The following is an 11,730-nucleotide window of genomic DNA, read 5'->3' on the forward strand; positions in this document are numbered from 1 at the left end:
TGCATGACCCGCATCATCGCCGGCGCCGCCGGCTCCACGACGCTCCGGGTGCCGAGGTCCGGCACCCGGCCGACGAGCGACCGCGTGCGCGAGGCGGTGTTCTCGTCGCTCGAGTCGCGGGGCCTGGTCGACGACACGGCCGTGGCGGACCTGTACGCGGGGACGGGCGCCCTCGGGCTCGAGGCGGCGTCCCGGGGCGCGGTCGAGGTCGTCCTCGTCGACCGGGCACCCGGTGCGGCGGCGGCGTGCAAGGAGAACGCGCGCGCGGTCCGGAAGCGGGTACCCGGTGTGCGGATCGACGTGCACGCGCAGCCGGCGCTGGGGTTCCTGCGGCAGACCGTGCGGACGTTCGACCTCGTGTTCCTCGACCCGCCGTACGAGGTCACCGAGCACGAGATCGGCGAGGTGCTCGAGGCGCTGGTGCCACGGCTCACCCGCGACGCGGTCGTCATCGTGGAGCGCAGCAAGCGGTCGCCGGAGCCGACGTGGCCGGCGGGGCTCGAGCCGTTCAGCAAGCGCAGCTACGGCGAGACCGTCGCGTGGGAGGCCGTGGTCGCCGCCTCCTGACCGTCACGCTCCGCGTGGCAGCCTGGAGGCACGGGTCGGTGCGTCGGCTCGACGCGCGTCCCACGACGGGTCGCGCCGCACGACGCGGGACCGGACGTGATGCGTATCGCTGCACGGCTGGCGGTGGCGTCAGCCCGACGCACCGTCCCAGTCCGCGTAGGGGTCCCAGCCGGTCGTCTCGACGGGTGTTCCGTCCCGGAGCACGTCGTGCGTCCCACGCTCCCGCACGGTGCCGATGCGCCGGAACCCGCCGGGCAGCGCCGTGCCCGCGGGGAAGGTCGCGAGGAGCCCGTGGTCCTCGCCGCCGTGCAGGGCGAACGCGTCCGGCAGCGCCTGCGGCTCGAGGTCGATCGTCACCCGGCTCGCCCGCGCCAGCCGTCCACCGTCGATCGCGAGCCCGTCCGAGACGTCCAGCATCGCGGTCGCTCCGGACGCCGCCGCCAGGACCCCGTCCCCGATCGGCGGGACCGGTCGTCGCTGCCGGCCGACGTCCGGGTCGGTGTCGGCCCCGCTCGCGACCGTCGCCGCGCGGGAGGGCTCCCCGGCCTCGTCGACCCCGTCGCGGAAGAGCCGCGCGAGCCCCCGGCCGGCGCGACCGAGTTCACCGGACACCGCGACGACGTCACCCGCTCGTGCCCCGGACCGGAGCACCGGGGCGCGGCCGGCGAGGTCGCCGAACGCGGTGACCGCGACCGTGAACGTCGACGACGTGGAGAGGTCGCCGCCGACCACGCCGCAGCCCGGGGCGAGGGCCTCGACGGCGAGCCGCACCCCGTCAGCGAACCGTTCGAGGACGGTCACCGGCGTGTCCTGCGGTGCCGCGAGCGCGACGACGAGCCCGGTCGGTCGGGCACCCATCGCGGCGACGTCGGAGAGGTTCGTCGCGGCGGCCTTCCAGCCGATGTCCTCCGGTGAGGACCACGCCCAGCGGAAGTCCGGACCGTGCACCATCATGTCGGTCGTCACCACGTACCGGCCGTCGGGGGCGGCGAGGACCGCGCAGTCGTCACCGGGACCGACGAGCGGGTCGCCCACCGGGAGCCGACGGACGACACGGTCGAGGACGTCGAGCTCACCGAGCTCCCCCACGGTCGGTGCGGGCTGGTCCCGGTGCTGCGCGTCCACACGAGAACGGTAGCCTGGACGTCGATGGACACCGCGCGCCGCACCTCCCGTACCGCCGCGATCGTCGGCGTGGCGATCGCCCTCGCCGCGGGCCTCACCGGGTGCACGAACGCCGTCTCGATGACCGCCGCGCCGTCGGCGAACGCGGCCGCGTGCGCGGACGCCCAGGTGCGACTCCCGAGCGTGGTCGGACAGGACGCGGCGCTCCGCAACACCGACGCGCAGTCGACGGCGGCGTGGGGCGACCCGGCCGTGGCGATCTACCACTGCGGTGTCGCGGTGCCGACCGTGTCCGACCTGCCGTGCTTCTCGAAGGGCTCCGTGGACTGGATCCGGGACGACCGTGGCGCACAGGTCGTGTACACGACGTTCGGCCGGTCACCGGCGGTGCAGGTCGTGATCGAGTCCTCGAAGGCGACCGACCAGGTCCTGCAGGACATCGGCACCGCGGTGTCGACACTGCCCAAGGACGGCCACCGGTGCCTCGACCCCTCCGAGGTCAACGGCTGATCGCTCCGCGTCGTCGAACGGAGGACGCCCCGAGAGCATCCGGTCCGCGAAAGCGACAGTTGCGACCCGTCGCTTTCGCAAGAGCGACAGATCGGCGGCGTCAACGGGCCGCGGACTGTCGCTTTCGCATGAGCGACAGCCGCGCGCGGGCCGCTCGCGGCGCGCCCGCTCAGCGGACGGCGGTGCGGCCCAGCTCGATGAGTTCGGTGACGAGCTCACCGTACGAGACGCCCGTGGCGGCCCAGCAGCGCGGGTACATCGACAGCGGGGTGAACCCCGGCATCGTGTTCACCTCGTTGACCACGAAGCCGTCGTCGGTGAGGAAGCAGTCGACCCGCGCGAGACCGGCTCCCCCGATCGCCTCGAACGCACGGGCGCCGATCGACCGGATCTCGTCGGTCTGCGACTCGGTCAGGGGCGCCGGGCAGAGCAGGGACTCGTCGCCGCCGAGGTACTTCGACTCGAAGTCGTAGAAGCCGTCCTGGGCAACGACGATCTCGCCCGGGAGGCTCGTACGCGGCACACCGTCGCGGCCCTCGAGCACGGCGACCTCGACCTCGCGGCCGATCACCCGCGGCTCGACGATCACCTTCGAGTCGTGCTCGAACGCGAGGTCCATCGCGGCACCGAGCTGCGACGGCTCGTCCACCCGGGAGACGCCCATGCTCGACCCGGCCCGGGCGGGCTTCACGAACACCGGGAACCCGTGCGCGGCCACCGACTCGGCGACGTCCACCGGGTCGGAGAGCCACTGCCGTCGGAGCACGGTCGTCCACGGCGCGACCCGCAGTCCGGCGTGCTCGAGGACGGCCTTCGCGACGTGCTTGTCCATCGCCAGCGCGCTCGCGAGCACCCCGTCACCGACGTACGGCAGGCCGGCGATCTCGAGCAGGCCCTGGATCGTGCCGTCCTCGCCGAAGGGGCCGTGCAGGATCGGGAACACGACGTCGACGTCGGGCACGGTCGTGACGGACCCGTCCGCGTGCGAGACGACGAGGTCGCGGGTCGCCGGCGACGTCGGGAACGCCACGCGCGTGGCGTTGTCGAGGACCTCGGGCAGGTGACGGTCGTGGATCGCCCACCGTGTCGGGTCGTCCGGCTGCAGGGTGAACGCGCCGTCCTTCGTGATACCGATCGGCACGATGTCGTAGGCGTCCCGGTCGACGACGTCCATGATCCCGCCGGCGGTCACGCAGCTGATCGCGTGCTCGCTGGAACGGCCGCCGAACAGCACGGCGACGGTGGTCTTGGCCATGGAGGACCCCCTGGGTGGTCGCGGACCCGTCACTCGCCCTGGGGCTCGTCGGTCTCGGTGAGGTGCGGCGCGATGTTGCGCGGGTCGAGCCTACCGGCGAGCACCTTGCCCACCTGGCTGACGATGGGCATGTCGACGCCGTTCGTCCGCGCCAGCTCGAGGATCGGCGCGACGGACGCGAGCCCCTCCGCGGTCTGGTTCATCTGCCGGACGACCTCGTCGAACCGGTACCCCTGGCCGAGCAGGCGCCCGGCGGTGTTGTTGCGCGACAGCGGTGACTGGCAGGTGGCGATGAGGTCGCCGAGCCCTGCCAGGCCGGACAGCGTCGAGGCCTGGGCACCGAGCGACACCGCGAAGTCGGTCATCTCGGCGAGGCCGCGGGTGATGATCGACGCCTTCGTGTTCTCGCCGTAGCCGACACCGTCCACGATGCCGATCGCCACCGCGATGAGGTTCTTCAGCACGCCGCCGAACTCGGTGCCGATCACGTCGGTGTTGATGAACGACCGGAAGTACGGGTTCGTGGCGACCGCGGCGACGGCGGTGGCGGTGTCGAGCGAGGAGGACGACACGACGGCCGCGGTGGGCTGTCGTCGTGCGATCTCCAGCGCGAGGTTCGGACCGCTCGCGACGGCGATCCGGTCGCGGTCGATGCCGAGCCCCTCGTGCAGGACCTCGCTCATGCGCAGGCCGGTGGCCTTCTCGACGCCCTTCATCAGGCTGACGACGGGGACGGCCTCGGGCAGGAGTGGCGCGATGGCGGCGAGGTTCGACCGCAGCGACTGCGACGGGACGGACACGTAGACCTGCTGCGCGCCGTCGAGCACGGCGGACAGCGAGGTCGACGCGGTGAGCGTCCGCGGCAGGTTGATGCCGGGCAGGTACTCCGAGTTGCGCTTCGTCTCGGTGATCTCCCGCGCGACCTCGGGCCGCCGGGCCCACACGACGGTGTCGGCACCGCCCTCGGCGAGCACCTTGGCGAACGTGGTCCCCCAGCTGCCGGCACCGATGACGGCGACGCGGGGCTTGTCGGTCGTCTGCATGACCACCCGGATGGCGGCGGTGTCGACGGCGCCCGGTGCGGCGACGACGGGGTCCGGGTGGTCCTCGTGCGGGCGGAGGCCCGGGCCGTGGTCACTCAAACTTGCCGGTCTCCTTCTGGTTGTTGGCTGCCGGGTCCCAGCGGGTCGCCGGGGCCGTCTCGCCGCGCAGCTCCTCCAACAGTTCGGTGATGCGCTGCATGACGATCGCGGTGGCCTCGACGAGCATCTGCTGGTCGATCGGTCGGCCGCGGTAGGCGGAGAGGTCGACCTCGTCGCCGACGATCACGTCGACGCGCGTCGGCGGGAACAGCTTCAGCTTCTTGCCGTAGCGCGCCATGATCCCCTGCGTGCCCCAGTGGGCCATCGGGATGAGCGGCACGTCGTTCTCGAGCGCGATCCGCACCGCACCGGTCTTGCCGCGCATCGGCCACAGGTCCGGGTCGCGGGTGAGCGTGCCCTCCGGGTAGACGATGATCGCGCCGCCCTGCTCGATGACGGACTTGCCGCCGCCGAGGGGGTCGCTGAGCCGGGTCCGTCCGGACCGCTCGACCGGGATCTGCCCCATGCCCGCCATGAGCTTGCCGAAGACGGGGACCTTGAAGAGCGAGGCCTTCGCGAGGAACCGCGGAGCACGACGGGACAGCCACACGGCCGTGCCCACCACGAGTGGGTCGATGTTCGTGAAGTGGTTCGGCGCGAGCACGAACGCGCCGCCCTCGGGCAGGCGCCTCGGCCCGTGCCAGTGGTAGCGCGCGGAGAACCGGAAGACCGGGATCACCACGGACGCGGTGATGCGGAAGGCGGTGTTCAGCTCACCGCGGCGCCACCGGCGCCCGGGCGTGGGCAGACCCGTGGTGACCTGCGAGGCGGGGTCACGCCGCGCCTCCAGGCCGTCACCTGCAGCACTCACGGCGCTCAGCCGGCGAAGTCGAAGTCGGCGCCGAGCTTGCGGAGCTTCGGGATGAAGTGCTCGTAGCCGCGGCTGATGATGCCGACGTTCGAGATCCGCGACTCGCCCTCGGCGGTCAGCGCCGCGATGAGGTGGCTGAAGCCGCCGCGCAGGTCCGGCACGCGGACGTCCGCGGCGTGGAGCTTCGTCGGGCCGGTGATGACCGCGGCCTGCTCGAACGGGCGACGGGCGACGCGACGGTCGTGCCCGGGCAGCCCGTCCTTGTGGACGACGATGTCGGCGCCCATCTCGTTGAGGGCGTCCGTGAAGCCGAAACGGTTCTCGTAGACGGTCTCGTGCACGATGCTCTGGCCGTCCGCCTGGGTCAGCGCGACGACGAGCGGCTGCTGCCAGTCGGTCATGAAGCCGGGGTGCACGTCCGTCTCGACGACCACGGGGCGGAGGACCTCGCGCTCGCGGTAGAAGCGGATGCCGTCCTCCTGGACGTCGAACCCGCCGCCGACCTTGCGGAAGACGTTGAGGAACGTCATGAGTTCCTGCTGCTTCGCGCCCTCGACGAAGATGTCGCCGTTGGTCGCGAGTGCGGCCGAGGCCCAGCTCGCGGCCTCGTTGCGGTCGTTGATCGCCCGGTGGGTGTAGCCGCGGAGCGACTCGACGCCCTCGATGAAGATCGTGCGGTTCGGCTCGACCGTGACGATCGCGCCCATCTTCTGCAGGATCGCGATGAGGTCCATGATCTCGGGCTCGATCGCGGCGTTGCGGAGTTCGGTGACGCCCTCGGCGAGCACCGAGGAGAGCAGCACCTGCTCGGTCGCGCCGACGCTCGGGTACGGCAGCTCGATCTCCGCACCCTTCAGGCCGTTCGGCGCCGTCAGGTGGATCCCGCTGACCTGCTTGTCGACGACGGCACCCATGGCACGGAGCGCGTCGAGGTGGAAGTCGATCGGGCGGTCGCCGATGCGGCAGCCGCCGAGGTCGGGGATGAACGCCTCGCCGAGCTTGTGCAGCAGCGGGCCGCAGAACAGGATCGGGATACGGCTCGACCCGGCGTGCGCGTCGATCTCGGCGAAGTGGGCCGACTCGACGTTCGACGGGTCGAGGATGAGCTCGCCTCGTGCAGGATCCGTGATGCGCACGCCGTGGACCTCGAGCAGGCCGCGGACGACCTTGACGTCGGAGATGTCCGGGACGTCCTTGAGGATCGACGGGGTGTCGCCCAGGAGTGCCGCCACCATGGCCTTCGTCGCGAGGTTCTTCGCTCCGCGGACCTCGATGCGTCCCACGAGCGGCTTGCCGCCCCGGATGACGATCTCGTCCGACTTGAGCCCCACGCGAGCCCCTGCGGCTGCGGCGTCCTGTACGAGAGAGTTCACTACTTCACCGGCAATGTCTTCGGCCGCCAACGGGAGCGGCGGGATTCGAACTCCGTGATCGCGGTCTCGTCACGGAGGGTGAGCCCGATGTCGTCGAGCCCTTCCATCAACCGCCAACGAGTGTAAGCGTCGATCTCGAAGGGGACGTCCACATCGCCCAGCGACACGCGCTGCGCCACGAGGTCGACCGTCGCGGAGACCCCCGGGTTCCGCTCGATCTCGGCCCAGAGTGCCTCGACTTCCGATTCGGTCACGATCGCGGTGACCAGGCCCTGCTTGCCCGCGTTGCCCTTGAAGATGTCCGCGAAGCGACTCGAGACGACGACGCGGAAGCCGAAGTCCCGGAGTGCCCAGACCGCGTGCTCACGGCTCGACCCCGTGCCGAAGTCCGGTCCGGCGACGAGCACCTGCGCGCCCTGGTACTCGGGCCGGTTCAGTACGAAGTCGGGGTCCTGGCGCCAGCCCGCGAACAGGGCGTCCTCGAAGCCGGTCTTCGTGACGCGCTTGAGGTACACCGCGGGGATGATCTGGTCGGTGTCGACGTTCGACCGCTGCAGCGGTGCGGCGATCCCGGTGACGGTGGTGATCTTGTCCATCAGTAGGTCCCCTCGGTGGTGGCGGTCTCGGTGTCCCTGACCGACGCCAGCGCGTCGTCGGTCTCCAGGTCCCACGGGCTCGACAGCGTGCCGCGGACAGCGGTGGCGGCGGCGACGAGCGGCGAGACGAGATGGGTCCGGCCGCCCTTGCCCTGGCGGCCCTCGAAGTTGCGGTTCGAGGTGCTGGCGCACCGCTCCCCCGGCGCGAGCTGGTCGGGGTTCATGCCGAGGCACATCGAGCAGCCCGCGAAGCGCCACTCGGCGCCGAAGTCCGTGAACACCTTGTCGAGCCCCTCGGCCTCGGCTTCGAGCCGCACCCGGGCGGACCCCGGGACGACCATGACCCGGACACCCTCGGCCTTCTTGCGGCCCTGGATGATCGACGCGAAGGCGCGGAGGTCCTCGATGCGGGAGTTCGTGCACGAGCCCATGAAGACCGCGTCGACCGCGATGTCCTTCATCGGGGTCCCGGCCTGCAGGTCCATGTACTCGAGCGCACGCTGCGCGGCGGCCTGGTCGTTCGGGTCGCTGTAGCTCGCGGGGTCCGGCACGGCCTCGGACAGCGAGACGCCCTGGCCGGGGTTCGTACCCCAGGTGACGAAGGGCTCGAGCTCGTCGGCGTCGATGAACACCTCGGCGTCGAAGACCGCGTCGTCGTCCGTGCGCAGCGTCTCCCAGTACGCGACGGCGTCGTCCCAGTCCTGCCCGGTCGGCGCGTGGTCGCGGCCCTGCACGTAGTCGTAGGTCGTCTGGTCGGGGGCGACCATGCCCGCGCGGGCGCCGGCCTCGATCGACATGTTGCAGATGGTCATGCGCCCCTCCATCGAGAGGGAACGGATCGCCGAGCCGCGGTACTCGAGCACGTAGCCCTGACCGCCGCCGGTGCCGATCTTCGCGATCACGGCGAGGATGATGTCCTTCGCGGTGACGCCCGGACGCAGCGTGCCCTCGACCGTGATCGCCATCGTCTTGAAGGGCTTCAGCGGCAGGGTCTGGGTGGCGAGGACGTGCTCGACCTCGCTCGTGCCGATGCCGAACGCCATCGCACCGAACGCGCCGTGGGTCGACGTGTGGGAGTCACCGCACACGACGGTGATCCCCGGCATGGTCAGTCCGAGCTGCGGACCGACGACGTGCACGATGCCCTGCTCCTTGTCGCCCAGCGAGTGCAGGCGGACGCCGAACTCCTCGCAGTTGCGACGCAGGGTCTCGATCTGGGTGCGGCTCGTCGGGTCGGCGATGGGCCGGTCGATCGCGAGGGTCGGGGTGTTGTGGTCCTCGGTCGCGATGGTCAGGTCGAGGCGGCGCACCGGACGGCCCGCCTGGCGCAGGCCGTCGAACGCCTGTGGGCTCGTGACCTCGTGCACGAGGTGGAGGTCGATGTAGAGGAGGTCCGGGTTCCCGTCCTCGCCCTTGACCACGACGTGGTCGTCCCACACCTTCTCGGCGAGCGTCTTTCCCATCGGCCCGGCCCTTCCTCGTTGACGTCGGTACGCCGCTGTCGCGGCTCGTTCCGGTCACTCTAGCAGGTTGGTATACCAAGCCACGTCAGTCCGGAGGGGAGGCGCGTGGCGAGCCCGCCACGCGCCTCCAGGCCGGTGGCGGCAACCGCCTGGAGGCGCGGCCCGGGCCGGCGACATCCGTCGCGGTGGGAAGATGGGTGCGACATGACGACACCTGCGCACTCGACCCGGACCGTGAACCTCGAGGGCGCAGCCCGCGCCGCGATCGCCGGCGGCGCACCGCTCGCGCTGCTCATCGCCCTCGGGATGCCCGGGTACGCCGCGTTCGCGATGTTCGCCGGGTTCACCGCGATCTTCGGTGCGACGGAACCGTACCGACAGCGTGCCGTGACCACCGGTGTCGCCGGAACGCTGCAGGCGGCCTGCATGCTCGCGGGCATCGGCGTGGCGCTGCTCGGGCACCCGCTGTGGCTGCAGGCGATCGGCCTGGTGGCCGTGCTGGTCGTCGCGGTGTGCACCCTCACGGCGCTGCAGACGATCCCGGCGCAGCCGATCTTCCCGGTGTTCGCGTTCGTGGTGTCGGCGCTCGTGCCGCTCCGACCGTCCGACGTCCCGACGGTCCTGCTCATCATCGTCTGCTCGGTCGCGTGGGCGTGGCTCGTCGCGATGTCCGGCGTCGTGCTCCGTCGGGTGTTCCACCCGCACGCACCGCACCGCTTCCGGCCGCTCGCGCCGCGGAAGCACCGCTCACTCGACGTCCTCCGCACCCCGGCGCTCCGGGAGACCGTCGCGCTCAACGTCGTCGGGTCGCTCGTCGCCGGCGGCGTCGCCGAGGCGATCCCCGGACTCGGCCACCCCTACTGGGCGGTCATCGCCGTGGTGTCGACGCTGCCGGCGCTCCGGCAGCGCCACACGCTCCGTCGTGCGTGGCAGCGTGTCATCGGGACCGTCGGCGGGACGGTCATCGCGGTCGGCATCCTGCTGCTCGAGCCCGGCGTCTGGTGGATCGTCGTGATCGCCGTCGTGGGGCAGTTCTTCGCCGAGATCTTCGTCGCACGACGGTACGCCGTCACGCTGCTGTTCCTCACGCCGCTCGCCCTCGCGGTGTCGTGGCTGAGCCTCCCCGAGACGCCGCAGCTCCTCGCACTCGACCGGATCGCGCAGACCGTGCTCGGTGCGCTGGTGAGCGTGGGGCTGCTGCTCGTCGGCCGCGCGGTCGAACGTCGGCGTGGCCGTCCACTCGGCGCGACGAGTGCGATCCCGACCGTCTGAGAGGCCGGGCGTACCTGGTCGAAGCGGGCGTACCTGGTCGATCCGGGCGTACCTTGTCGGTCCTTTCGACCAGGTACGCCCGTTCCCACCCGCCATCGCACGTGACAGGGGAAGGAACGTGCACGCCCTCCGGGACGAGACGACCTGGCGCGTCAGTCCCGCGGCTGGATGTTCCAGGAGTCGATGACCGGGCGGCCGTGCTCGTAGCCGAGCGAACTCACCGTCGCGGTGCCGAGCTTGAGCCCCGCGCCGTCCTGCGGGGCGAGTCGGATCCAGGCGGCGCCGAGCGCACGCAGGACGTGGCCGTGTGCGACCACGATCGCGTCGTCGCCCTCGGCGAGCACCGGTCGGACGCGGTCCAGGACGCGCTCGACGCGGACCCTGACCTCGGCGGCGTTCTCGCCCGGGGTGTCACCGGCGGGGACGCCGTCGGTCCAGAGGTCCCACGGGCCGTGCCGCTTGACCTTGATCTGCGGGGTGGTCAGGCCCTCGTAGGCGCCGTAGTCCCACTCGTAGAGGTCTTCGTCGAGCTCCGGGTCGACGCCGACCAGTCGTGCCGTCTCCCGCGCACGCTGCAGCGGACTCGACAGGGCCAGCGCGAAGCTGCGGTCGGCGAGGTACCGTCCGGCGCGCTCCGCCTGCTCGATGCCGTTCTCCGTGAGCGGGATGTCGGTGCGGCCGGTGTGCTGCCCGCTCTTCGACCACTCCGTCTCTCCGTGACGGACGAGGACGAGTTCGCCGGGGCGTTCCGAGGTCATGTGTTCCTTCCGATGAGCAGGCCGAGCGCGGCTGCGCCGACCGAGACGACGAGCATCCCGAGGCCGTTCAGGACGGCGAGCCGGGGCTTGCCGGATCGGAGGAGCTGCACGGTCTCGACGCTCGCCGTCGAGAACGTCGTGTACCCGCCCATCATGCCCGTCCCGAGCACGGCGACCGTCGGGAGCGCCAGTGCGCCGGCCTGTCCTGCCCCCGTGAGGACGCCCAGCACGAGCGATCCGGACACGTTGATGACGAGCGTGCCGAGCGGGAACGCGGACACCCGGGCCTTCACGGCACCGTCGAGCAGGAACCGCAGGGCCGCTCCCACCCCGCCGCCGACGGCGACGAGCAGGAGTTCGAGCGGGTTCACGACGCGTCTCCCGCACGACGCGGACGCAGCCGGGCGGCGAGCCCCACTCCGGCCGCGACCGCCGCGAGTCCGAGCACGACCGACAGGAGCGCGTACCCGCTGCCGGCGGCCCACCGACCGGCGTCGAGCAGCTGTGCCGTGTCGTCCGCGAGCGTGCTGTACGTCGTGAAGCCACCGAGGACGCCCGTCCCGATGAACAACCGGAGGGAGCGACGCCGGTCGACGTCGGGACCGCGGTGCGCGAGGGCCTCGAGCAGCAGCCCGAGGCAGAACGCGCCGATGACATTGATCGCGAGGATCGCCCAACTGATGCCAGCTCCGGGCGGGAACGCACCGGCGAGGACGGCACGGACGCCGGTGCCGATCGCACCGCCGACGGCCACGAGACCGAGGTACCGCCAGCGCACGTGCACCGGGCGTTCGTGTGCCGTCGGTGCCTCGTGGGGCGCGGGTCGTTCCCGGGGCATGACTCTCCCATCGCCGAGCA

At 71.7% G+C, this 11,730-nt stretch carries 13 protein-coding genes; 3 read left to right on the forward strand and 10 right to left on the reverse strand.

What is annotated here, in order from left to right; genetic code table 11:
• Positions 1-3: 3 nt before the first annotated feature.
• A complete protein-coding gene (locus ABC270_RS12365; RefSeq protein ID WP_412881065.1) occupies positions 4-567 on the forward strand; it encodes an RsmD family RNA methyltransferase in 564 nt (187 codons plus the stop codon).
• Positions 568-696: 129 nt separating this feature from the next.
• Here the strand turns inward: ABC270_RS12365 and thiL are convergent, their stop codons facing one another.
• A complete protein-coding gene (gene thiL, locus ABC270_RS12370; RefSeq protein ID WP_412881066.1) occupies positions 697-1,692 on the reverse strand; it encodes a thiamine-phosphate kinase in 996 nt (331 codons plus the stop codon).
• 24 nt (positions 1,693-1,716) lie between these two features.
• Here thiL and ABC270_RS12375 point away from each other — a divergent pair, with 24 nt between their 5' ends.
• Positions 1,717-2,202: a DUF3515 family protein gene (locus ABC270_RS12375; RefSeq protein ID WP_412881067.1), complete on the forward strand. Its 486-nt coding sequence runs from the start codon at positions 1,717-1,719 to the stop codon at positions 2,200-2,202.
• Between the two features lie 169 nt (positions 2,203-2,371).
• Here the strand turns inward: ABC270_RS12375 and ABC270_RS12380 are convergent, their stop codons facing one another.
• The 6 genes from ABC270_RS12380 to leuC are packed head-to-tail and all read right to left on the reverse strand — an operon-like array spanning position 2,372 to position 8,842.
• Positions 2,372-3,457, reverse strand: a complete 1,086-nt coding sequence (locus tag ABC270_RS12380) for a D-alanine--D-alanine ligase family protein (protein WP_412881068.1) — start codon at positions 3,455-3,457, stop codon at positions 2,372-2,374.
• Positions 3,458-3,486: 29 nt separating this feature from the next.
• On the reverse strand, positions 3,487-4,599 hold the full coding sequence (locus ABC270_RS12385; RefSeq protein WP_412881069.1) for an NAD(P)H-dependent glycerol-3-phosphate dehydrogenase: 1,113 nt from the start codon (positions 4,597-4,599) through the stop codon (positions 3,487-3,489).
• Positions 4,592-5,410 carry a lysophospholipid acyltransferase family protein gene (locus tag ABC270_RS12390; protein WP_412881070.1) on the reverse strand — a complete coding sequence of 273 codons (819 nt, stop codon included), beginning with the start codon at positions 5,408-5,410 and terminating at the stop codon, positions 4,592-4,594. Before ABC270_RS12390 ends, ABC270_RS12385 begins: the two co-directional genes overlap by 8 nt.
• 5 nt (positions 5,411-5,415) lie before the next feature.
• On the reverse strand, positions 5,416-6,783 hold the full coding sequence (gene murA / locus ABC270_RS12395; protein WP_412881071.1) for a UDP-N-acetylglucosamine 1-carboxyvinyltransferase: 1,368 nt from the start codon (positions 6,781-6,783) through the stop codon (positions 5,416-5,418).
• Positions 6,783-7,379 (reverse strand): 3-isopropylmalate dehydratase small subunit, encoded by a 597-nt coding sequence (gene leuD / locus ABC270_RS12400; RefSeq protein WP_412881072.1) that lies wholly within the window; start codon positions 7,377-7,379, stop codon positions 6,783-6,785. The genes murA and leuD overlap by 1 nt, the downstream gene beginning before the upstream one ends.
• Positions 7,379-8,842, reverse strand: a complete 1,464-nt coding sequence (gene leuC / locus ABC270_RS12405) for a 3-isopropylmalate dehydratase large subunit (RefSeq protein ID WP_412881073.1) — start codon at positions 8,840-8,842, stop codon at positions 7,379-7,381. The genes leuD and leuC overlap by 1 nt, the downstream gene beginning before the upstream one ends.
• 204 nt (positions 8,843-9,046) lie before the next feature.
• Between leuC and ABC270_RS12410 the strand changes: the two genes are divergently transcribed.
• Positions 9,047-10,114, forward strand: coding sequence for an FUSC family protein (locus ABC270_RS12410; protein ID WP_412881074.1), 1,068 nt, complete (start codon positions 9,047-9,049; stop codon positions 10,112-10,114).
• Between the two features lie 152 nt (positions 10,115-10,266).
• Here the strand turns inward: ABC270_RS12410 and ABC270_RS12415 are convergent, their stop codons facing one another.
• From ABC270_RS12415 to ABC270_RS12425, 3 genes are read right to left on the reverse strand one after another with little or no spacing between them, the layout of a single operon-like run.
• The gene (locus tag ABC270_RS12415; RefSeq protein ID WP_412881075.1) at positions 10,267-10,872 is read right to left on the reverse strand and encodes a histidine phosphatase family protein; all 606 of its coding nucleotides are present in this window, start codon (positions 10,870-10,872) and stop codon (positions 10,267-10,269) included.
• Positions 10,869-11,243 (reverse strand): fluoride efflux transporter CrcB, encoded by a 375-nt coding sequence (gene crcB, locus ABC270_RS12420; RefSeq protein ID WP_412881076.1) that lies wholly within the window; start codon positions 11,241-11,243, stop codon positions 10,869-10,871. Before crcB ends, ABC270_RS12415 begins: the two co-directional genes overlap by 4 nt.
• Positions 11,240-11,710: a fluoride efflux transporter FluC gene (locus tag ABC270_RS12425; protein WP_412881077.1), complete on the reverse strand. Its 471-nt coding sequence runs from the start codon at positions 11,708-11,710 to the stop codon at positions 11,240-11,242. The genes crcB and ABC270_RS12425 overlap by 4 nt, the downstream gene beginning before the upstream one ends.
• Positions 11,711-11,730 lie beyond the last annotated feature (20 nt).

This window comes from Curtobacterium phoenicis (assembly GCF_047238015.1).
In the GTDB taxonomy this organism is placed as follows: domain Bacteria; phylum Actinomycetota; class Actinomycetes; order Actinomycetales; family Microbacteriaceae; genus Curtobacterium.